This is a genomic window from Rickettsiella grylli (genome assembly GCF_000168295.1).
GTDB lineage: Bacteria > Pseudomonadota > Gammaproteobacteria > Diplorickettsiales > Diplorickettsiaceae > Aquirickettsiella > Aquirickettsiella grylli.
In genome coordinates, this window is record NZ_AAQJ02000001.1 from 292,790 (window position 1) to 316,667 (window position 23,878).

The following is a 23,878-nucleotide window of genomic DNA, read 5'->3' on the forward strand; positions in this document are numbered from 1 at the left end:
TATGAATTTAGCATATCCATTTAATCTTATTTCCGGAAAAGGTCTGGGTGTTTCTTATTCATCCTGGACTCAAATAGGCCCTGCATTACCCAGCCGTGATTTCGGCGAGTTAAAAATGCAAACCTTTATTAATGTAAACACCGGAAACCACATTATTTTTGATCATAAGATAGTGATCCAAGAAAATAATTTCCCATTAGAATTTTATTATGTGTATAACAGTCAGGCTGAAACCATGGCGGATGTTTGGCGTTTTGCGCATAAACGTTTCAAACGTCTTCCTCAACCGGGTCAGACTTCACCAGCGCTATTAATCGAAAAAGATGGACATGAAACCCTGTATCAATTTGATCGTAAAACGAATGCGTGGATGGCTCCCTATTGGTCAGATAGCCGTCCCTCTCTTAAATATGATGCTGCAGCGAAAGAATGGCGTTGGTTTGATCCGAAAACACAGATGACTGAGATCTACAACGCAGACGGTGATTTGATTGAATGTTTAAATAGTAAAAATGAGTCAACAACCTATTATTATGATAGTTTTCAAATGCACTACCTGCTTCGCATAGATGCGCCTGGGTCTACTTATGAATTTCGTCAAGACGTGGTAAACGGTGAACGTATCGAGTGGATTGTTCAAGTGAATTCACTAGGCTCAACGTCATTAAGAACGTCGGTGTTCGATACGCATGGCCGTTTAAGACAGACCATACTCCCTAAAAAAACGTACGATCGTGCAAAATACCCAAAAATTAATTTTGTCTACCGCGCTCAATGTCAACACCCCGCTGAGTTGACCGATGATGTTTTGACCTTTGCTTATCTCGATAGAGTGGAACAAACCGATGGAAGCAATTTATCTTTTAGATACCATGATCTCACGGAGAATGCAGTAAGACGGATTAATCAAGTTAATTACCCGAATCCTGCCGATACCAGCATTTTATTAATGAGACTTTCTTACCAGCGCCACAATACGATCATACAAAGTTATACCAAGATAACTACAAAATTATATTTTAATGAACACGCGTCGATCACACAAATCGATCGAGAAAGAGGTTATCCCTTCACGATGTTGAATCCGGTCGATAGCCGCTTTTATCGTTACAACGAAAAAGGTCAATTAGCGAGTATGACCTCTGCAGGTCAAGGTAAACAATACTTTCAATACGAAGAGCCGAGCGGCTTGTTAATGAAACACCAAAAAGCCAATGGACAAATAACCGAATATGTTTATGACCAAACCAGTCCCCGCCATAATTTGATTGCGCAAATTCATACGGTGAATGGTCAAGCACAGGTGACGCGTAAAGTTTATGATCAAGCGTTTAGTCTGGATCGGGGTTTATTTTTACGCTTTGAAATCAGTCCCGAAGGTCGCGTTACTGAATACCGTTATGAATACTTTGGTTACCATCAATACACGCGCATTTATTTGGAGGCACGCTTTCCGATTGAGCACTATCCGAAAAATGGAGTGCCCACGCTCGCAGAAATGACAAGCTGGCTTGCACAACAAAATTTACAAAAAATAAGTTTAACGGAGTCCCAAATATATGGCGTCCGTCGCCGACGAACCTATTATTATGGGACGATCAATGCCCAAGGAGAAGGTGTCAAAGATGACAAGGCAAGCCTTGTGAATACGCATTATACCGCCTTTGGGGATTGGTGCTTCCATAGCGAATACCGCAAAATGAGCGATAAAAATTCATTGGATACCTACCGCGATTACGATAGTCTGCGACGCCTTTTATCCGAGAAAAATGCCGCCGAAGAAATGACCACGTATCAATACGATAGCCGGCATATGCAGATTACTCGGCCGAATAACCGAAAAGAAATCACTGAATGGGATGCCCGTGGATGGGTTGCTAAAGAACAACAAACGATATCATTCAATAATCAGTGGGTCACACGCGAGACGACTTACCGCAGAAATATTTTAGATTGTTGTACTGAAAAATGCACTACAGCCGATGGCGAATTCAGCTATCGATTTTTTGACAAACAAAATCGTGTAGGGTTTGTGGTTCATTCGAGTGGACGTCTCACTGAATATCGTTATGACGCCCAAAAGCGGAGTAAAATGACGATTGGTTATGCAAAAAAGCTGGATATAAAAAAGCTGGATGCCATGGCAGATCAGAATGATCTGCCCATTATTGATGATTTATCAAAACTAATCCAACAAATGGACATCATCGATCCTCAGCATGATCACATCCGTTATGAATTTTATGATCACTCCGATCGATTAAGCATCCAAGTTGATGCCGAAAATTATTATCGCCAAACGCTCTATAACGAGCGGGATGCGGTGATTGCACAGATCAATTATGCAACACCCATGAAACCCGAACAGTTAGCCGCCTTGCTGAAAGGCGAAAGTATTGCTTTATCCGCAGACCCGCAATGCGATCGCATCCAGCGCACGTTTTATGACGCCGATCAATACCGGATAGGAACACAAGATGCCGCCGGCTACGTGATCGAATACAAATACAATGGTGCAGGATGGTTGACTGAAATCATTCGATACCCCCACCCTCAAATCATCAGTATCACAACGCAGAACTTTGACAAGATTCGACCCGTTGCCAGTGCGGAAGATGCGCATCATTACTTTTTCTATAATCCGCGGGGTTGGGTGGTTTTAAGCGTCGATGCCGAAGGCTATGTGACGACCAAGGATTATTTGCTTAACGGTTTAGTCAGTCGTGAAACGCGTTATGCCAATCCGGTCGATGCAACGTGGTATAAAAATACGCAGCGTGTTCCAGCTTTGCCAGAGGGTTCAGTGGATGACAAGACCACAGATTATGAATACGATGTACTGAATCGTGAAATAGAACGCCACCGATCCGATGGAAAAGTAACGTTCACCCGTTACGATAATATGGGGGAAGTGATTGCCAAAGGAGAACAGGATGGAACACGCTTAGAGATTAACGGCGATACCTACCGCGCCAACGAAATGCGTTTTGATGGATGGGGTCAAATCATTGCCAAAGCATCCGCACAGAATAGTGAATTACTGGCGCGGATTGAGGCCGATAACACACTGAAACCGGAAGAAAAACAGCAGCGAAAAGAAAAAATATGGAATGAACAGACGCGACGTCATGTTTATGATGCCAGCGGGTTAAAATTATCGACCGCGGTTCGTGCAACCCCAGAGGCTAGCGATCAATTAACCTACTTCTATTACAACACTGAACGGCAGTTAATAGTAAGCCTACACGTTGTTGCGGATAAACAAACACAGATTCGAGAATATACGCGCGATACCTTTAATAATATCGTTAAAACGCGTGATTACAGCCAAGTGAAAGCCGTTTTAGCCGACAAATGGAATGAACCACTGACCGGTGGTTTTATGTCGGATGCATTGCGTCACGCGTTAGATGCACTGCAAGAGGACCAGGATGTGGTCACACAAACGTTTTATAACAAACGCGACGAGGTTATTACGCGTATCGATCCAGAAGGCTTTGAGACACAACACATTCCCAATGCTTTTTCTGAAGGGATACAAACCCTTTTACCGGTCGGATCGAAACAACCCACCCTCATGATCCAGCGCCAATTTGATGCACGCGGATTAGAAATAAGCACGCAGCGTCAAGCCGATGCGTTAAGCATTAAAGTAAAACGGGATTACAGTAATCCTTATGGGAAGTTGACGCATCTCCGTGATGAATTAAAAGGCGATTATCAACACGGGTATGATCGCAAAGGCCGTTTAATCTGGACACAAAACCCGCTGCAACAACAGCGTCGTCAGATAAGCTATGATGCCTGGGATCAACCGACGCAAACCAGCACGGCCTTAGGCCAAACGACACACTATCATTACCATCTTAACAAACGCTATGAAGTGATTATTGATCCTTTGGGTCATCAGCGAATCATCATCCGCAATATTTTTGCAGAAAAGATTAAAGAAATTGATGCCCATCTACACACACAAACCTGGCAACACACCCCCTGTGGCCAGATTAGTCATTATACCGATGCATTGGGTAGAGGCTATTCGGCGGTTTACAATTTATTAGGATGGTTAACGGAAAAACAGATCCTTAGCGGCATTAAAACACAATTTATTTATGATGCCCTGGGACGCGTCATCACAACAATACACGATGCGGAAGGGATAAAACGACAAACACACGCTCACTATAATCTTTTAGGACACTGTGTAAAAACCATCGATGCCAAAGGCATCGTTCAAGAAAATAAATATGACAGGCGGGGATTAGTCATTGAAGAATGCTTCGATGCCGAAAAAAACGGTTTAAACCTCATCACAACCCGCACCTACAACGGCCAAAAAAAATTAGTGCGTGAAACACAAGGGGATGTCAACGAGAGCGATTGCTATACGCGTCAACTGGATTATGATGGTTTAAATCGACACGACAAAACCACGGTCGATCCGCTCACTGAAACGCGTAAAGACGCGTTAAACATCCAAACCCAACACCATAAAAATGGCCAAGATAGCCTGCTGGCAGAAATCGATGCCAATGGCCAAGTGTCCCGATTTATTCTCGACGCCGCCGGACGACGTTGTTTTCAGATCAACGCGTTAGGTGGCGTGACGGAATGGAAATATAACGCAGTCGATCAAATCATTTTAGAAAGACACTATCAACAACCCATCAATGACGTTTTACAGATTCAGGATGACACCACACCCGAACAATTACGCGCGATGCTAAAGCCCGATGCAGAAGATACGCGCACGTATTACTTTTACGATGCCAATGGCAAGCAACGCTTTGTGGTGTGTTGTGACGGCCAACAGGGTTACGTCAACGAAAAACGCTATGATGCCTTACAACAAGAAATACAAACGATCCAATATGCAACCGGCATCGCCCTAGACAACATCGAAAAGCGGACGACCGAACAACTTGCGAAACAGGTGACTAAAATTGAAAATGCCACGTCGGATCGACATCACTATTTCTTACGCGATGAAGTAGGCCAGTTGCGATTTTCTATCGATCCACAACATTATGTACGCGAACAACGCTTTGATAAACAAGGACGCGTGATAAGTCAAATCCGCTATGCCAATCCGGTTGAGGATCCGAGCCAATTCGTCAAATTACCCATAGCAGACGTGCTATCCCATCTTAAAAAAGATGAGTGCCAGGATCGTTATCAGTTTTTCTTTTTTGATCGTTTCGGTCAACCGCGCTACACGGTGAAATCGGAAGGTCAGGTGATTCGTTATCAACACGATGCCAAAGGAAATTTGATTGAAGCGGTTCAGTTTAATCAACGTTTGAAGGTTCCTCAAGAATATGCGTGGTTATTGACGCAATTACAATTCTTAAAACCCGATGCGACACAAGACCGCATCACCAAAAAAGAATATGATGCAGCCAATCGTTTGATCAAACACACCGACGCTGTGGGCGCTGTGGAAACCTACCAGTATGATGCCTTAGGAAATCGAACGACGTATACCGATCGACAACAATCGATGTGGAAAACAATGTTCGATCGCGCCAAACGACCGATGATTGAAAGGACACCCCCTGTCACGATGACTGAAATGTCTCAAGATGCATCCGGCTTTTTGGTTGCAAGCGATTCGACGGTGGTCCTCGAAAAACATAAAACGTACGACCAAGTCGGTAACCTTGTTCGCATGATGACGGCTGCCAATACGCAAGAGCCCCGTGTGTTTGAAGCAGAATACAACGGACTCAATCAATGGCACAGAACCCATGTACCCGGTATTGCAGTTGATAATGGAACCCGCTTAAAACCCGATGATTGGCGTTATCGTCCCGAAAGCAAACAAACGTTAACGACCACACGAACCGTGAATGCCAAAGGGCTCAAAGTCGCCGATCAAGACGCCGCCGGTCATTGGCAATTTTGGGTGTACGATCAACAACACCGTCTGGTGTATCAGGTGAACGCAGTCGGCGTGACAACAAAAAAAGAACGGGATGCGTTTGGTCAAACCCGTCGAAAAATAATCAATGCGACGCCGTGTACACTCGATCTCAGTGTGTATGGTCAAACAGGGATTCCGAAATCGGTTTTGGATGATTATTATCGAACCCGACATACCGACGCCGATCAAATCACCGATTACCAATACGATCGCTGTGGGAGAATGATTTTACAACGTCAAGGCCCCGTTTATTGTTATACACAACATTTCAAAAACAAAGCAGGCGCAGGACTCAGTCAAGAAAAAGCAGAAATTAAAAAAACATATAATGCGTGGGGCGAACAGATTGCGCAATCTGAAAAGATCGACGCATTACGCCATAAAGAACACGTTTATTGGTTGGACCGCAACGGTACACCCGTGGCAGAACTCGATCGCATCGACGTAGAAAACCAAACGCCGCAGTATCGTTGTCAACGTTTTGAGAATGATCAGTTTAATCAACGAATGAAACAGATTGCGTATGCAAAAACCTTAAATCGACCGCTGGATGCATCGTTACCTTTTGAAGAACTCAAACAGGCACTCGACAAAATAGCCTCACCAACCGATCGTCAAGAACAATTTTATTATGATAAAGCCAATCGCTTAATCAAAAAAGTGCGTGTGCAAGCGATTCGTCAAACCTTACAAGTAACCGATGGACTTCCCACGTTTACGGATACTTCACCTCACGATCTCAGCGTAAGCTACCACTATAACGCCAACGGACAAATGATTGCTAAAACCTTAGAAGATGGTAGCGTCGAATGGCATTATTATGATGCACGCGGTTGCAAGCTTGCACAAACCGAAGTGGCACGTGACAATGCCGGTTATTCCAACGTTATTATTCCATTAACCTATTATGGACATAATGCCCATGGACAAATAGTCTTAACCACGCGTTTTCAACACGGCGCAAAACCCGTTCAAGCCGGCTCTATTCCCGAACCGGTCGCCGTCGATTCAGCCGATCAGCACGAAAAAAGAATCTATGACGCACGTGGCAAATTGCAATGGAAACAATCGAATCAACAACGACCGCAAGGATTGACGTATACAGCGCATGGTAAACTCGCACGTCAATGGTGGACGTTAACGAACTGGCAACAAAAAGAAGCCAATCAGTATGAAACCAAAATTCATTTGGATGAAAAGTTCTTTTACTATGATGCACACCAGCGCGTAGTGCGTGTTGACATTCGGCGGGATACAAAAACGGTCGAAACGAACAGCGTGGTCTATGATGCCTTTGATCACGCGATAGCAGAAGGTGAAACAGCCGAAAACGGGTTTATTTATCGACGTTTTGATAGGTTAGGTCGGTTGTGGTCGAGCAATGCCGAAAAAGGGATTCCCACGATAACGCTTTATGATTTAACCGGTCAATCGATCTTACGATTGCAATCACCGAGCAAGGATTTAAGCGTGATTTCCTATCGAGAAATACCAAACTTACTCGAATGGGATATCAACGATCTGGAACGCACCGAAAATCAACGCGATTTAGCCGGACGTATTATGACGCGCAGCTTGCCCGCGAATTATCAAGTCGATACGTCGCAGCCCGAGATTATTCCGTTAAGTATTTTAGCCAGTCATCGGTATCCCTATTTTGGGCAGATCCAAAGTTTGAGTTGGCCGATTCCACAAGAAAAAAATGCAGTGGCTGCATTTTCGTTATGGCCGAAAGATTTTCCGGAACAAAAACAAACGTTGCCTCTCGCAACGCAAGAAGGACGGTGTGGCGTCGATGTATCGACATGGGCCACCGATGTGTATGACTATCAAGTGGACTATACGTTCACCGATCCCATAACGCATGAAAAAAAACAGGTCTATATCAGTTCCGGTACCGTACAATTTGATACCGGGAATACCACCGGCAGTCATCATCTGGTGCCGCTCACCGACGCGCAACAACCCAGTTTGGTTCGTTTAACCGGGAATACCACGGGACTATCCGCTGTAGAATTATGGGATGAATTTGGAAAACGTGAAACACTAGAATTACAAATCGATCCAATAACCCACACGTATTCGGTCGATCTCAGTCATCATTCCTCCGGTGTTTATCAATTAAAACCACTGACACAGGATAAAAAACCGCATGACCTCAGTTTACCGTTTACCCTCTATACGCATAAACCGGCGCATAAACCCTTGTCTCGCGAATTGGCCACCGGTTTACAATGTCGTTTTTTAGACAATCATGTTGAACTCGATTGGTACCTTCCCCCTTTTTTACAATCCCAAGTCGTAAAATTGACGTGTCACTATCTCGACAGAAAATATCAATCGCAATTCCACAGCGTAGAAATTGCACCCGATCAAAAACGCACCCCCTATACCGATAAAAAAGGCAATACGATTCAAAGCAACGTAGACTTCCGAGTGCCTATTTTAGCGATCGAAAAACTGTCCTTCGCCGTGCAATGGCCAATGAGCAACACTCCCCCTGCGACAACGCACTTGCACGCGCATTGGTTAATGGTGGCTACCGAAAATTCGGAGAGTAGTGATGAAGAAGAATGGGAAATGGTCCCTCCGCATTCTTCAGCCTTTTTAGACGCACCACCTAAAGAATGGATCCCCCTTTACCGTAACGAAACACCCCTTGCACCCGCATTTGATCCCGAACAGATTACTGAACTGCATTGTGCGAACAAAAATCTGTTACTCATCCATCCGCTCCCTGATATAACGCCCGACCAACAACCACCGGTTTTAGACTATCTCGATGTCAGTCTCGATAGACTCCGCGTGTGGAGACAATTTGACACAGTGAATACCATGACCGACGGATTGGTTATCGATGTCACCCCTTTTTCTGCCGGCGTGTATCCATTTCGCTGTCAAGAAAGTACTGGAAATTTAGTGATTCGTTGGGAGGGTCACGTCTTTCCGACACAATCGATGAATCCACCCGATCGACAACATCTGGTGCAGCCCGCACGTCGTTACCGTTATGATGTGTGGAATAATCCATTAACGGAAACCGATACCTTAGGCCATACCACGCACTTCGTCTATAACGATGCCGATCAACGGATTCAAAAACAAGAACCCCAAGTGAATGTAGTCGATGAGCACGGCGAGACGCACGCAATGAATCCCATCACCCAATGGGGTTACCATCCTCGCGGCTGGCAAATCGCAAAACGGGATGCCAATGGCAACACGCGTGCCTTCGTGTTGGATGCCGCGGGACATCGAATCCAAGAAATAGCATCCGATGGAACAAGAAGAAACACACAGGTGTATGACGCCTTCAATCGAGTGATCGAAGCGCACGATGCCCGTGGAGAAGTCACGCACTATTTTTATGACCACGAAAACAATCTTTTAGCGTTTCAAAAACCGTCCGGTCGTCGGCGCAGTTATACCTATAACGAATTAAAACAACGAACGAGTGACACCGATCCGGCCACTAATACCCGTCGATATAATTTTGATGCGTTAGGGAATCTCATTGAACGCTACGAACCACTCGGTCAATGCACGCGTATGGTGTATGGACGTAACCATCAACTTATCAACATAGAAAATCCCGACAACAGTCGTTTAACGTGGCAACGGGATGCGTTGGGTCGCGCACTCAACCACACTGATTTGAGCGGAACGACCACCCATTACACGTACGATTACAAAGGCCAATTAATCGAAAGTCGATCAGAAAACGGGAAGCATGGGGATTATTTAAAATTGCAATCGGTTATTGAAGACGGTGGTTTTTTTGCCTACGCACTCGTGGAACAAGCCGGCCTAGAGCAACAGCTGCATTATCAGTATGTCTCCGGTCAAGTGACAGCGATCACCGATAAAGCCACGGATAAAAAAACCGTATATCGTTATGACACCGAAGGTCGTCGGATTGCCGTCAACGTCCGCAGTCAAACCGGCGAAGTTTTGCGTGAAACCGTCAGTGAAATTGACGCGTTAGGACGAGAAATTTTAACGCGCGATCACCAAGCGGTGTTTACAACCGCCTATGACGCCGTGAGTAACCGTCGTTTTCTAAAAGGGGTCATTCAGTCCAGTGAGATAGAGCTTGCAGACGAAGTATGGTGGAAATACGACAGCGACGATCGCGTGGTGATTGAGGGTGTACTGGAAGAAGGAGAAATCCGAATCAGCGCGAATAAAGGCCGTGAATTTACGTACAAGGAAGATCGTCGCGTTACGGAAAGTGAGTTATTATCGGATAAAAAAGTAACGTGGACGTTCGGTTATGACCGAGATGGCGGGCTTATCGGTTCACGATCGAATACGGGAAAGCGGACGGAAAGAGAATTTGATCCGGCGGGCCGACAAATCTGTTATAGAGCCGTGACAAACTATCTTTGGTCTTCAAAAGAAGAGGAACGAACCTATAATGAAAACAGCTGGTTAGTGCAGACGGTTCAGCGAAAAGAGGGAGAAGGGGGTGAGTATAACATCCGTACCGATTACCAATCCTTAACGGCGATGGGATTTCCCACGGCGCAAACGATCGATTATCAAGATAGAAACAGGAATGTGGATCATCTGGATTACACGTATGTGGGCTGGGAGACGTGGCGTGTTGCTGTGGTGGGAGGGTATCGAAGCAATCGGCATGGGCGGAGTGGTTATTCGTTGGTGAAGACGTACCGTGGTCCGAATGGCGAACCGTGCGCGGTGGTGGGAGGAGTGGATCCGGAGGGAGAAAACAAATATTTTGTAGCGACGCCGGACGGTTTAATTCTGCACCGGGTGCATTTGAATTCGTTTGTGGCGGGTTATTTTTATAGCCCCGTCGAGACGTATTATTTTTATCGGGTCAATGGTCAGTACTTAGCGAGTTATAAAAAAGATTATCAACATGCATTTGATTTAGCGCTAAACTTTATCAGACCGCAAGGAGAAGCCGGAAAAGAAATCGGCTTAGCGTCGACGAAGGATTGGGGTCGCGTTCCGGAGATTTACACGTGTGGAGCGGGAGAGAGTTATGAATCGGTCGCGCGGAATCTGTATGGGGATGGGAGTTTAGGAAGTTATATTGATGCGGCGAATGGGGGAGTGAGCCTGGTTGCGGGCCAAACGATCGTGATCCCACAACTGATTTCGGTGCATAACAAAGCGGGGATGTCGCGTCCGTATTATCAATTTCTGCAAATCATCCAGGGTTCATTGACACCGCATCTGGACACGCCGCAACCGCCCCACGATGACTTTTTAAGTTTTTTAATAAAAGCCATTGTCGCCGTGGTCATTTGTATTGTGGTTCCTGAAATTGCCCCAGAATTGCTCGCGTCCTTAACGGCGACCTTGGGTCCAACGGGCGTATTAGTCCTGGGAGCGGGCTTAGTCGATGCAGCGGGCCAAGGTTTATGTATCGGCTTAGGCATCCAAGATCAATTTTCATTGACGGAACTGGCCACCACGATGATTACCACCGGTTTTGGTGCCCAATTGGGTGCATTGCCTGTGGATGCAGACGCTGCGCAATTAACGGAATTTATTGTGAAAGCAGGAACAATCAATGTATCCGAACAATTAACCGAAATGGCGATCGGAATCCGTCAACAATTTGATCTGGCGGGTGTTGCCTTAGCGATGGGATCGGCTGGATTAAATTCTAAAATAAAACTCGATAATCCGTTAGAACGGCGTCTGGTATCGGATATTGCCGTTGCGGGTATGAGTGGTGTCGTCCGTGGCCGTTTTGACGTGGAAAATCTCGCCATGCAAATGATGACAGATACGGCCGGTTATCTGGCGCAGCGCCAATCACAATCCATTTCCGATGACTATCAAGCAAGCCAAAAAGCGAGCCGCGGAGGCAATGCGTTATCACCGTGGGAATCCGAATTACTCAACGATGCCCAGTTCACGGCAAATACAGCATTACCGTCGGTAACGTTTGATGTTAATGACGAAGTTTTAGCGCAACACATTGGCGCAGAAGTGAGTCGATTCCAACATGTAGATCCGCCGAGAAATCCCAGTGGATTTTGGCAACGTATCGAACAACGGTATGAAAATGTTTTCGAACACCGCGCACTCATTGCCGAAGGTCGCGCGGCCGCAAACAGTGAAGTAATCCGTGAAAGCTTAGGAAACGCAACAGCAAATCAACAAAACGATTTGGATTTAGGGTATACGGAGAGTGTTGCTCAGTATGGAGCCGGATTGATCGCAGCAACCGAACTACCGTTGCCCCCCGTAGCGAAAGGAATCATGCAAGCTTCACGCTTAATGAATCGATGGGGAGTTTTTGGAGGAAATGAGGCGGAGGGTTTAGATACCCTGTCAAATTTCGAAGCAAATAACCAAGTTACTAGGTTAAAGTTAAGCTCAGAATTGGCTTTAAAAGAAGCAGGAATTCTTGATTTAGAAGGAAGGTTAACGACCAAAGCATTACAGAATTCATTTCCTGCGATGAAACGAGGTACAGTTTTAAAAAATCCAACAGTTGTTAAGGAACTTACTAAAGATGGGAGTCAAATAACAGATTGGAGAAAATTGTCTACCCAATCAATTGAATTACCTAGTGGCCAAAGAGTTCAAGTTCATTTCTATCAAAATAGATTTACGGAGGAAATCAATTACACCCATCCAGACTTTAAAGTTAAAAATCCAGTTGATGTATTTAAAGGTGTTGGTTCTCCCCAATCAGTTTTGGATCGATATGGGTTTAAATTTTAAGGAGGAATGTAATGATTGTGAAATGTAATAAAATTATTAGCCCCGTCACAAAAGAAGATCTAGGCGATAAAAGTCTTTGGCTTGTGAAGGGGAACAAGTATGTAATACTCGCGTTAGACTGGAGCAGTAAAGATGGTATCGAAGCCTATATACAGACTGAGCATTATAAAGAGCCTCGTTTTATTTCCTTAAATGGTTTTGAATTTATTTCTCAAATGATACCTTCTTCATGGGCTATTAAGATTCAAGAACTTGGCGATGAAAAAATTATAACGATGTTACCTGCTAGTTGGAGTCATGATGGTTTTTTCGAAGATGTGGAAAATCAGGAGCTTAAGGCGATAGAGCTATTCAATAAAGAAGTTGAACAAATATATCGTGAAGAAAGTATAATTTAATTTTTTATCGTGCCATTTTTATTAAAAAAATAATATCTAGAATTTTAACAATGGCATTATACAGATAATGGGATCGGCTGGATTAAATTCTAAAATAATTAAAAATGGTGATGGATATGCAAAAGAAAAAATCGATTAAAGAGTTATTGTTAGTTTTAGTTTGTGCCCATGATGGCAAATACACATGGTATCAATTGGAACGTGAGTTGGAATGGCGTGGATTAGCTGGAAAAGTAAAAACTAGTGATATTACTGATATTTTAGAAAAGGACTTACTTATTACCAAAAAAATAAAATCAAATAGAGGTCCAGCGCTTCCAGTTTATAATATTACTGATAGTGGAAGAGCAAAAGCTAGAGAGCTTGTAGATCAATATGGATTAGAGTGTTTTAAAATTAAAAAACAAAATCCAGATGATTATGAGCTGTAGATTGTCTGAAAACTTAGTTATTTGGTTACTGTGACAACCGCTGCGGAATGGATGGAATTGTGCGACGAAGTGTGGTGGAAATACGACAGCGACGATCGCGTGGTGATTGAGGGTGTACTGGAAGAAGGAGAAATCCGAATCAGCGCGAATAAAGGCCGTGAATTTACGTACAAGGAAGATCGTCGCGTTACGGAAAGTGAGTTATTATCGGATAAAGATAAAAAAGTAACGTGGACGTTCGGTTATGACCGAGATGGCGGGCTTATCGGTTCACGATCGAATACGGGAAAGCGGACGGAAAGAGAATTTGATCCGGCGGGCCGACAAATCTGTTATAGAGCCGTGACAAACTATCTTTGGTCTTCAAAAGAAGAGGAACGAACCTATAATGAAAACAGCTGGTTAGTGCAGACGGTTCAGCGAAAAGAGGGAGAAGGGGGTGAGTATAACATCCGTACCGATTACCAATCCTTAACGGCGATGGGATTTCCCACGGCGCAAACGATCGATTATCAAGATAGAAACAGGAATGTGGATCATCTGGATTACACGTATGTGGGCTGGGAGACGTGGCGTGTTGCTGTGGTGGGAGGGTATCGAAGCAATCGGCATGGGCGGAGTGGTTATTCGTTGGTGAAGACGTACCGTGGTCCGAATGGGGAACCGTGCGCGGTGGTGGGAGGAGTGGATCCGGAGGGAGAAAATAAATATTTTGTAGCGACGCCGGACGGTTTAATTCTGCACCGGGTGCATTTGAATTCGTTTGTGGCGGGTTATTTTTATAGCCCCGTCGAGACGTATTATTTTTATCGGGTCAATGGTCAGTACTTAGCGAGTTATAAAAAAGATTATCAACATGCATTTGATTTAGCGCTAAACTTTATCAGACCGCAAGGAGAAGCCGGAAAAGAAATCGGCTTAGCGTCGACGAAGGATTGGGGTCGCGTTCCGGAGATTTACACGTGTGGAGCGGGAGAGAGTTATGAATCGGTCGCGCGGAATCTGTATGGGGATGGGAGTTTAGGAAGTTATATTGATGCGGCGAATGGGGGAGTGAGCCTGGTTGCGGGCCAAACGATCGTGATCCCACAACTGATTTCGGTGCATAACAAAGCGGGGATGTCGCGTCCGTATTATCAATTTCTGCAAATCATCCAGGGTTCATTGACACCGCATCTGGACACGCCGCAACCGCCCCACGATGACTTTTTAAGTTTTTTAATAAAAGCCATTGTCGCCGTGGTCATTTGTATTGTGGTTCCTGAAATTGCCCCAGAATTGCTCGCGTCCTTAACGGCGACCTTGGGTCCAACGGGCGTATTAGTCCTGGGAGCGGGCTTAGTCGATGCAGCGGGCCAAGGTTTATGTATCGGCTTAGGCATCCAAGATCAATTTTCATTGACGGAACTGGCCACCACGATGATTACCACCGGTTTTGGTGCCCAATTGGGTGCATTCCCTGTGGATGCAGACGCTGCGCAATTAACGGAATTTATTGTGAAAGCAGGCGCCATCAATGTTTCCGAACAATTAACCGAAATGGCAATCGGAATCCGGCAGCAATTTGATCTGGCGGGTGTTGCCTTAGCGATGGGATCGGCTGGATTAAATTCTAAAATAAAACTCGATAATCCGTTAGAACGGCGTCTCGCCGCCGACGTGGGTGTTGCGGCGATGAGTGGTGTCGTCCGTGGACGATTCGATATGGAAAATCTTGCCATGCAAATGATGACAGATACGGCCGGTTATCTGGCGCAGCGCCAATCACAATCCGTTTCCGAGGACTATCAAGAAAGCAAGCAAGCGAGCCGCGGAGGCAATGCGTTATCACCGTGGGAATCCGAATTACTCAACGATGCCCAGTTCACGGCAAATACAGCATTACCGTCGGTAACGTTTGATGTTAATGACGAAGTTTTAGCGCAACACATTGGCGCAGAAGTGAGTCGATTCCAACATGTAGATCCGCCGAGAAATCCCAGTGGATTTTGGCAACGTATCGAACAACGGTATGAAAATGTTTTCGAACGTCGTGCACTCATTGCCGAAGGTCGCGCCGCAGCGAACAGTGAAGTGATGCATGAACGTTTAGGACATGCAACAGCAAATCAACAAAATGATTTGGATTTAGGCTATACCGAGAGTAATGCTCAGTATGGAGCCGGATGGATCGCAGCAACCGAACTACCGTTGCCCCCGTAGCGAAAGGAATCATGCAAGCTTCACGCTTAATGAATCGATGGGGATTGTTTGGAAAGCAAATCCCTACGGACAGAATAGCTGCAAACGAAGCAATTAATCATATTAATGGGTTGCGCTTAAAGCGAACATTAGCTATTGAGCAAGCTAAATCTATTTTTGATGAAACAGGTGAGTTGACTAATGAAGCAATAAATAACTCTATTTTAATTACTCAAGGGAACAGATTAGGTAATAAGCAGCTTAGAGATATTCTTTCTTCTAAAGGTAATATATATGATTGGGCTAAATATTCTACAGATTCAACCTTTAGTCCATCAGGCAATTTTCAAGTGCATTTTTATAAAAACAATGTTACTGGCGAAATATATTATGGTATGGATTATAAGTCCGTATTCGATCATCAAGGGCGATGGAATTTTGAATTAAATCCAAGTTTTGATTATGAGCCACCAAGATTTAACCTATAATTTTTGAAGGGACGTGAAAATGAAAGTTAAATGTAAAAATATTTATAATGAACATACAAAAACATATGAAAAAAAAAGTAGTTGGATAACGATAGGCAAAGAATATATTGTTCTTGAAGTGGAGGTTTCTTTATCAGAAAAAACGTTTTATCGTTTAATTGGCGATAACGAAAATAAAATGCCAGCATTATATTCCGCATCGCAATTTGAAATAACTTCAAATTCAATTTCGAGTACTTGGGTTATAACGATCGTTAACCAAAATTTAATGGTTATGGGCCCAAAGGATTGGCGAAAACCAGGTTTTTGGGAAGATTGTTATGACCATGACCCTAAAGCTTTAGAAATCTATAAACGCGAAGCCAGAATTATTTACGAAGAAGAAGGTGAATTGTAGAATAAATATTTTTTAGCCATCTAGGGTTATCAATCTTACCGCGGAGGAAATGCGTTATCACCGTGGGAATCCGAATTAATCAACGATGCCCAGTTCACGGCAAATACAGCATTACCGTCGGTAACGTTGGACGTCAACGATGATTTCCTTGCACACCGTGTCGGCGAAGACGTGAGTCATTTTTATCATCCCACACCGCCTCCAAGAAACCCCAGTGGATTTTGGCAACGGTATGAAAATGTTTTCGAACGTCGTGCACTCATTGCCGAAGGTCGCGCCGCCGCAAACAGTGAAGTGATGCATGAACGTTTAGGGAACGCAACAGCAAACCAACAAAATGATTTGGATTTAGGGGTATGCCGAGAGTGTTGCTCAAACGCGAGCCGGCTGGATAGCAATGTCAGAAGTACCTGCGACTAAAACTATTCGATTAGGAATTCAAGCAACAAGGTTGTTGGCTGAAAATAAATGGGGATTTTTTAGTCGGAATGAGGGAGCTGAAACAACATTAACTCATCTATCTCGAACTGAACTAGAAGTGACTCACCCAAGAACTATGGGTAGAAAAGCTTTTGCTAGATTAGTAAAAAATATTAAAGAAAATGGTATAAGTGAAGCTGTAAAATATATTGAATATAATGGTAAGAATTACGTTGTTGATGGTAATCATAGGTTAGTGGCTGCTAGAACGTTAGATCTGAATGAAATTCCAGTTGAAAAAGTCGAATTACCATATCTAGGATATAAGTCGATTGATGATTTCGATTTTTATAATCCAGGATTCTAAATAAATAGGAATAAATTATGAGTAATAAAATTTTAGAGTTAGCGTTTTTGAGAAATCAGTTAGCTTCTCATAAATTTAGTGAGAATGATGCTGAATTACTTCTTCAAATTGAAAAAAAAATTGATATAGAAAATACTATTTTTAAAGCAGTAGCAATTAATGCGATTAAAAATTGTAAATCAGATATTGAAAATAAAAATTTTGAAAGTGCTACCCAGGAACTTCAGCTAATTCATAACTTTTGCTTTGGATCACCCGAAATATGGAACTCAGATTATTTTTATACTGTTGAACTATTATCGTATTTGGAGAAAATTAATGATGCGAAAAGGATAAAAAAAACAATCAGCTTATTAGGAGATTTAGCCACTAAAAGTTAGTCTAACGAAGAAATACTTTACTAAACATGCGTTATGTTTCCATTCGGTTACTCCGCCTCTGGCGGATGTTGAGATCTTAAGTATAAGTGTCGTCCGTGGCCGATTCGATATGGAACGTTTGTTAAAATTGAGATTTCCTATTATCATTTTAGACATTTAATGATAATATAGATATATCTGTTTAACGACAAATAAGGAAGAATAATAATGTCAGAAAAAAAGCAGCGAGCAAACCACGACTCCGCGTGGAAAGATATTTTAGATGTTTATTTTAAAGAGTTCATGGAGTTTTTCTATCCAAAAATTGCAAAAGAAATGGATTGGGGAGTCCCGTATGAAACGTTAGATAATGAACTGCAGTCGATTACCACGGAGTCAATGATAGGGAAAACGTTTGTTGATAAACTCATAAAAATCAAATCGCTCAAAGGAAAAGAAGAAGTTGTTTTAATTCACATTGAGATCCAAGGGAAAAAAGAAGAGGATTTGAGAGTGTTCACAAAACTGTGTCATTAATAATTTTATCGTAACTGTAAATTTAATCTGCCATCAAAAAATATCTGTAGTTGAGAGGCAATTAAGGCCCAATTATGCAGGGGCTGGTACCACTTTTCTAGTATTTTTTGACAGGCACAGTAAATTAATTTAAGTAAGGCATTTTCACTAGTAAAAGCGCCTTTATTTTTGGTATATTTACGCACTTGCCGATGAAACCCCTCCACTATATTCGTTGTGTAAACAATACGTCGTAGCTCTTCTGGGTACTTAAAATACTGAGACAAACGCTCCCATTGAGTTTGCCAAGACTTAATCACAGCAGGGTATTTTTTACCCCATTTTTCATCAAGCTCCAATAGGCGATGCTCGGCTAAATCCTTGGAGCTCGCACGATAAACCAATTTTAAATCAGCCATAAAGGATTTTTGATCTTTGCTGGTCACGTACTTTAATGAGTTACGGATTTGATGAATCACACAAAGCTGAATTTCTGTCTGGGGGAAAACCTCAGCAATGGCTTCAGGAAAACCCTTTAATCCGTCAATGCTAGCAATGAGAATATCCTCAACTCCGCGAGCGCACAAATCATTTAAAACGTGTAGCCAGAAACGAGAACCTTCATTTTCAGAAAGATACAGCCCTAAAATTTCTTTACGACCCTGATTGTTAACACCCAAAACCGAATAAAAAGCACGACTACTGACTTTTCCTTCAATACGCACCTTAAAATGCATGGCATCGAGAAATACGATGGGATACACAGATTCTAACGGTCTATTTCGCCATTCCGTTATAACCGGCATTAATTTATCGCTTATCAAGCTAATTTTAGCGGCTGAAACCTCAAGACCATACATATCCGCCAGATGTTCTTGGATCGCCTCATAGCTCATCCCAAGTGCATACAATGACAGTATTTTGTTATCTAAGGACTCGTTTAAAACCGTTTGACGTTTCTTAACCATTTGTGGTTCAAACGTTCCTAAACGGTCTCGGGGTGTTTCTAGCTCAAAACTTTCTGTCCCCGTTTTTAATAACTTACTGGTTTTTCCATTGCGTCGATTTGAGATATCCGTTGCTTTAGATTCTGATAAATGAGCGTCTATTTCCCCCTCTAACGATGCTTCGATAATTTGTTTTATTAACGGCGTTAATATTCCATCTTTTCCTGTTAACGATTCTCCTGATTTTAGCCGTGCTATCGCTTCAGCTTCAAATTCTTTACTGAGTATGGCTTGTTTCATGTCAACTCCTAAAATTGTTGATTTAGTTTAGCGTTGACACAGTTAATTGAATACTCCCGAGGATTTTTGCTAAACGACTATTCCAGTATTATTGCAAACTATTTACAAAGTACGATCAATCTATTTTAACCTTAGCTATTCTGACAGATAGCAACCGAAATTGGCATCCTCAAAATTATCAAAGAGATGTCTTTGATTTTTCAGTGTTAACGTTTAACTTTAAAACGCATAAATTGATTAATTATCGCACTAAAAAACGAGAACTAGAGACCTCGAATAATCCCTTTGCAATCGTCGTGCTCGTTCATCTTATCTTTCTAGAAACAAAGAAAGATCCTAAAGCGCGATTTATTATGAAGCTCCGATTAACGCAGTTGCTCTACGAGAGAGGCTATGGGCGAGATTATGTAATAAATTTGCTCAAGGTGATAGACTGGGCACTCGTTATACCCAAGGATTTAGAATTAGAATATAAAGAGAAACTCCATGAATTAGAGGAGGAGAAAAATATGAGTTATATAACAAGTTTTGAACGTTTAAGCCGAGAAGAAGGCCTACAGCAAGGCCTACAGAAAGGCCGGCAAGAAGGTCTAGAACAAGGGCGAGAAGAGGAGCGGTATGAAATGGCTAAAAACCTTCTAGCGGAAGGTCTGCCTTTAGAACTAGTAAAAAAAGTTACTAAATTGCCTGATCTAGTTTTAACTGAACTTGAAGATGCCTAATTCTTTAATAAAAGAGAAAAATATGAATTATGTGACAAGCTTTGAACGTTTAAGCCGAGAAGAAGGCATACACCTTAATGCTATTACAATCGCTAAAAAGCTTATTGCTCAAGGCCGATCCATTCAATATATTCACGATCTAATCCATTTATCTGAAAATGAAGTGATGGACTTAGTTGATATGCACTAAATGATAGCGTTTCTCACGTTAAAAATAACAAGGAGGTTCTATGCGATTGCACTGAGCCTGGGATCTGCCCGAATAACACCTATATTGTTTTTTTACGCTTTAATCGTTTAATAGATTTAACTTTGTATTGACACAGAATTTTTACGCGTTGTTAAAGATAATGAGCACTGGTTAATCGTATTCATTGAGTTTGGATACGTCTTTCCTAACTTTTTCTGATCTCTAAAATCAATAATTCATTTTTCTATCGCTGAGATAATTTTTTTTAATATTTTTTTAAAATAACGCTTTAATTTATTGTCATAATAGAGTAGTATTCGCGCGTTTATTATTTTTAATAACAATAACAAAAGGATTATAAATGATGAAGAAAAAATTAGTTAGTTTATTAGCGTGTAGTGTTTTACTTTCTGCGTGTGCCGGAAGAACACCTAATCCTGTTCCTTTGCATCAACCTGGAGATGGCGGTCTGACTTGTAATGCACTGAAACTCGAATTAATGAATAATCAAACGAAAATAAAAAATCTTATTCCTCAACAAAACAAAATAGAAAAAAATGTTCTACTCGGTGTTGCGGGTGCGTTTGTTATTGTACCTTGGTTTTTCATGGATTTTTCTGATGCGGAACGCATTGAAATCCAATCCTATCAACTACGTGATAATTGGCTGCGTACACTTTATTTTAAGAAAAAATGTGGTGAATTACCTCCTGCCATTAAATTTCAAGATCAATAAAATTTAATTTTTTATCGCTATCTTTCAATAAACTTGAGATGTTAATCCATCTCAAGTTTTAAATAATAATAGAATAGTTCGATGTTAAAAAAAATCTGTTTTTTTAAGCTATTTAAACGTCTACTTGCGTTAAATATTTGTTTTTTCTTGGGGGGTTGTGTCTCAACAATAATCATGACACCTGAAGAAGCAAAATTGATTAAAACGATAGAAGTCAGTCAAAAAGTTACGCCTGCTAAAAGAATGACTTATTTGGATCAAAGAAAATTATGGGCCAGTGCTTATATAGGCCTGTTAGCGTGTGCAATTCCTTTTAATGATGAGAAAGCTATTCAAGAAGCGGTCCTTAAAGAAAAAATTCAAATTACTGAAATTGTCAGAAATGAATTTATTAACCAATTGAAACAAGGTTCTCGTTTTAAACTGGCTAATAAAGAATATTCTGACGCGAGGGTAACGCTTGAGATTCGCGGATATGGATTTGTTACTTCAGGATTTTCAAGCAAATTAAAGCCTATTTTGATCGTTGTGGGTAGACTTACTCATCATACGGGTAAAGTTTTATGGCAAGACAGCGAGAGTATTCGATCCTTCGAAAATTTACCTCGTTTTGAAGCGGCAGAATTATTACAAGATCCACATAATTTGTTTTTAGCTTGGAATGCTGCAGCAAAAGTTGTTTCTAAAAAACTAATGAAGTCATTCGCTTCATAGTCTCGAAGAGTAAATGATATTTAAATCATTTATAAGCACCTTTTTTATTTTCGTAAGTTAAAGACGAAATCAAATGACTTCACTTGATTTCGTTTCCTGGGATATAACTCAATTAAGCAGTCAATTCAAATAGTGATTCGATCGATTTTCTACAGGGACATACAGTAGTTCTTCATAGCATGCAATTGATCCAATAGGGTGATAATTTTTTAATAATAAATCGAGGGGAATGGCGACCTCACGACTTTTTAATGATTGATAATGGCTATCCGTTTTTTGAAGTCCAAAGTTAGCCGAAAAAACCCGTTCTCCTTTTTGAGTATCGTCAATTCCTTGTGTGCGATAGAGAAGCTCCAATTTTGAGAACCTATCCCAGTTAATTAATTTCCAATGGGGCATATTTATTTCTCCTTTTATTTAATTAAAACAAACTATAAATTAAAATTTTAACTCAATGAGATCTGATCCATAATAAATATATTTTTACTTTTATAAAACTCCATTATATAGAATCAAAAAATTCGAGCTTATTTAATTCTTTTTAAGAAAAACGAATAAAGACAGTTTTCAAAAAAGCCATAAGAAGTTTATGCAATGAGGTTGAAAATTATTTAAGCATTGAGTGATATAAAACGAAACCACACTTCAATACAGGCTTCCAATAACGGAATGAGAAAAAATGAAAAATGAGAGAAAATAGATAAAATTGCTAAGTTTCTCGAGATTGATTACAATCTACCTCCTTATGAAGGGCCCATAGCTCAGTTGGTTAGAGCAGCGGACTCATAATCCGTTGGTCCTAGGTTCAAGTCCTAGTGGGCCCACCAGTATAATCAAACACTTCAGCTGCTTTTAAATGTTCTTATAAATTCGATTGCGGGACTTTTGCGTGATTTCTGCTTCTTTCTTCCTTCATTCTCAGCAAAGTGAAGCAAGCCCCTTTTACATTTGGAAAACCTGAACTTCCTTGCTTTCTTCCAGTCTGAATAAACACATGAAAAATGCCGATAAATAAGTGCGCACAGCTGTTTATTTTAAATTGAAAAGAAAAATACTCCTGAAAAACTTCTTAAATAAAAAAAGATAGAAAATGGTAATAACAATTAAGGGAATGGTTTTCTAAAAACGTGACGATGAATAAAATTTCGCTAGAACAAACAGTTCAATGGAAATTAAAGTTGCTCAATCAAAGACCGATGAAATATTTAAGCTAAAATACCCCAAGGGAAATATTTTTTAGGAGAAAGTATATGGCTCAGCTCAATAAAAAGGAAAGAGAATTTCTTGATCTCGCCTATCAGGAAGCCTTACTAGGTTTAAAAGAAGGAGGAATTCCGATTGGGTCCATTTTAGTGGTAGAGAACAAAGTGCGAGCAAAAGGTCGTAATAAACGTATCCAAGAACACAGTATGATCAAACATGGAGAAACGGATTGCCTCGAAAATACTCGCCGTAAAGTTTTACCAGAAGATTTACAACGCGCAACGCTCTATACGACATTATCTCCTTGCTCTATGTGTGCGGGAGCTATTCTATTACATAAAATACCTAGAGTTATCGTCGGAGAAAATAAAACCTTTGAACAATCTGAGTTATGGTTAAAACAAAATCAAACAGAAGTTATCGTGGTAAACCAGGAAAAATGCATCGCGATGATGTTAAGTTTCATCAGAAAAAATCTTAAACTATGGGGGGAAGATATTGGTTTAACAGAACAACAAACGTTAAATAAATATAAAGATTTGTTTCAGTGGATATAAATCCTACTCTTTTTTTAATCAGGTTGTGTTGCGTGGTTTACCGGATTTAATTTTAGCTTGCATGCGGGGATCAAATCATAGCAATTATCATTTTAGCGAGATAGTGGCTCCAAATAGATATCGCTCAATAAAATTCTATATTGAGATGGAGTCAAAAATAAAAAGGTCGTGGAGCTAAGACGACATTATCCAGACTTGAGTTTAGCGGTACGAAAACAACACATAGTTTAGTTAGGAAAAGAGGGGCATAAATAGTTTGAGAGATAACACGCTGTGAAGAATTTTTGCAAATAGAAATAAAATCGTTAGGTTCAAGAT

General features: G+C 41.6%; 17 protein-coding genes and 1 tRNA gene. 16 read left to right on the plus strand and 2 right to left on the minus strand.

Features of this window, described 5'->3' with window-relative positions:
* Position 1: 1 nt before the first annotated feature.
* The 10 genes from RICGR_RS01320 (at position 2) to RICGR_RS01365 (ending at position 18,212) form a co-directional block, all read left to right on the plus strand.
* Positions 2 to 12,634 (plus strand): RHS repeat domain-containing protein, encoded by a 12,633-nt coding sequence (locus tag RICGR_RS01320; protein ID WP_006035920.1) that lies wholly within the window; start codon positions 2 to 4, stop codon positions 12,632 to 12,634.
* 11 nt (positions 12,635 to 12,645) lie between these two features.
* On the plus strand, positions 12,646 to 13,032 hold the full coding sequence (locus RICGR_RS01325) for a hypothetical protein (protein ID WP_006035277.1): 387 nt from the start codon (positions 12,646 to 12,648) through the stop codon (positions 13,030 to 13,032).
* A 116-nt stretch (positions 13,033 to 13,148) separates the two neighbouring features.
* The gene (locus RICGR_RS01330) at positions 13,149 to 13,463 is read left to right on the plus strand and encodes a hypothetical protein (RefSeq protein WP_240992177.1); all 315 of its coding nucleotides are present in this window, start codon (positions 13,149 to 13,151) and stop codon (positions 13,461 to 13,463) included.
* Between the two features lie 51 nt (positions 13,464 to 13,514).
* Positions 13,515 to 15,665, plus strand: coding sequence for a hypothetical protein (locus tag RICGR_RS01335; RefSeq protein ID WP_006035938.1), 2,151 nt, complete (start codon positions 13,515 to 13,517; stop codon positions 15,663 to 15,665).
* An 11-nt stretch (positions 15,666 to 15,676) separates the two neighbouring features.
* Positions 15,677 to 16,132 carry a hypothetical protein gene (locus RICGR_RS01340; RefSeq protein ID WP_240992178.1) on the plus strand — a complete coding sequence of 152 codons (456 nt, stop codon included), beginning with the start codon at positions 15,677 to 15,679 and terminating at the stop codon, positions 16,130 to 16,132.
* Between the two features lie 19 nt (positions 16,133 to 16,151).
* Positions 16,152 to 16,529: a hypothetical protein gene (locus RICGR_RS01345; protein ID WP_006034687.1), complete on the plus strand. Its 378-nt coding sequence runs from the start codon at positions 16,152 to 16,154 to the stop codon at positions 16,527 to 16,529.
* A gap of 126 nt (positions 16,530 to 16,655) precedes the next feature.
* The gene (locus tag RICGR_RS01350) at positions 16,656 to 16,949 is read left to right on the plus strand and encodes a hypothetical protein (protein ID WP_040615082.1); all 294 of its coding nucleotides are present in this window, start codon (positions 16,656 to 16,658) and stop codon (positions 16,947 to 16,949) included.
* Entirely contained in the window at positions 16,927 to 17,316 is a 390-nt protein-coding gene (locus RICGR_RS01355; protein WP_006035921.1) for a ParB/RepB/Spo0J family partition protein, read from the plus strand. Before RICGR_RS01350 ends, RICGR_RS01355 begins: the two co-directional genes overlap by 23 nt.
* Positions 17,317 to 17,333: 17 nt before the next feature.
* Positions 17,334 to 17,696 carry a hypothetical protein gene (locus RICGR_RS01360; protein ID WP_006035532.1) on the plus strand — a complete coding sequence of 121 codons (363 nt, stop codon included), beginning with the start codon at positions 17,334 to 17,336 and terminating at the stop codon, positions 17,694 to 17,696.
* Between the two features lie 207 nt (positions 17,697 to 17,903).
* On the plus strand, positions 17,904 to 18,212 hold the full coding sequence (locus RICGR_RS01365; RefSeq protein ID WP_006034955.1) for a hypothetical protein: 309 nt from the start codon (positions 17,904 to 17,906) through the stop codon (positions 18,210 to 18,212).
* 5 nt (positions 18,213 to 18,217) lie between these two features.
* On the opposite strand, the gene RICGR_RS01370 is transcribed toward RICGR_RS01365, so the two are convergent.
* Entirely contained in the window at positions 18,218 to 19,438 is a 1,221-nt protein-coding gene (locus RICGR_RS01370; RefSeq protein WP_006034785.1) for an IS256 family transposase, read from the minus strand.
* 203 nt (positions 19,439 to 19,641) lie between these two features.
* On the opposite strand from RICGR_RS01370, the gene RICGR_RS01375 reads away from it, so the two are divergent.
* The 4 genes from RICGR_RS01375 (at position 19,642) to RICGR_RS01390 (ending at position 21,800) form a co-directional block, all read left to right on the plus strand.
* Positions 19,642 to 20,160, plus strand: coding sequence for a hypothetical protein (locus RICGR_RS01375; RefSeq protein ID WP_006035544.1), 519 nt, complete (start codon positions 19,642 to 19,644; stop codon positions 20,158 to 20,160).
* On the plus strand, positions 20,153 to 20,350 hold the full coding sequence (locus RICGR_RS01380) for a hypothetical protein (protein ID WP_040615084.1): 198 nt from the start codon (positions 20,153 to 20,155) through the stop codon (positions 20,348 to 20,350). The genes RICGR_RS01375 and RICGR_RS01380 overlap by 8 nt, the downstream gene beginning before the upstream one ends.
* A gap of 361 nt (positions 20,351 to 20,711) precedes the next feature.
* Positions 20,712 to 21,086, plus strand: a complete 375-nt coding sequence (locus RICGR_RS01385) for a hypothetical protein (RefSeq protein ID WP_240992179.1) — start codon at positions 20,712 to 20,714, stop codon at positions 21,084 to 21,086.
* Between the two features lie 81 nt (positions 21,087 to 21,167).
* The gene (locus RICGR_RS01390) at positions 21,168 to 21,800 is read left to right on the plus strand and encodes a hypothetical protein (protein WP_040615085.1); all 633 of its coding nucleotides are present in this window, start codon (positions 21,168 to 21,170) and stop codon (positions 21,798 to 21,800) included.
* Between the two features lie 120 nt (positions 21,801 to 21,920).
* Here RICGR_RS01390 and RICGR_RS01395 read toward each other — a convergent pair whose 3' ends face one another.
* The gene (locus RICGR_RS01395; RefSeq protein ID WP_006034834.1) at positions 21,921 to 22,199 is read right to left on the minus strand and encodes a hypothetical protein; all 279 of its coding nucleotides are present in this window, start codon (positions 22,197 to 22,199) and stop codon (positions 21,921 to 21,923) included.
* A gap of 351 nt (positions 22,200 to 22,550) precedes the next feature.
* On the opposite strand from RICGR_RS01395, the gene RICGR_RS01400 reads away from it, so the two are divergent.
* A tRNA-Ile gene (locus tag RICGR_RS01400) sits at positions 22,551 to 22,627 on the plus strand.
* Between the two features lie 423 nt (positions 22,628 to 23,050).
* Complete coding sequence (locus RICGR_RS01405) at positions 23,051 to 23,560, plus strand: nucleoside deaminase (RefSeq protein WP_006035469.1); 510 nt, start codon at positions 23,051 to 23,053, stop codon at positions 23,558 to 23,560.
* The last annotated feature ends 318 nt before the right edge of the window (positions 23,561 to 23,878 follow it).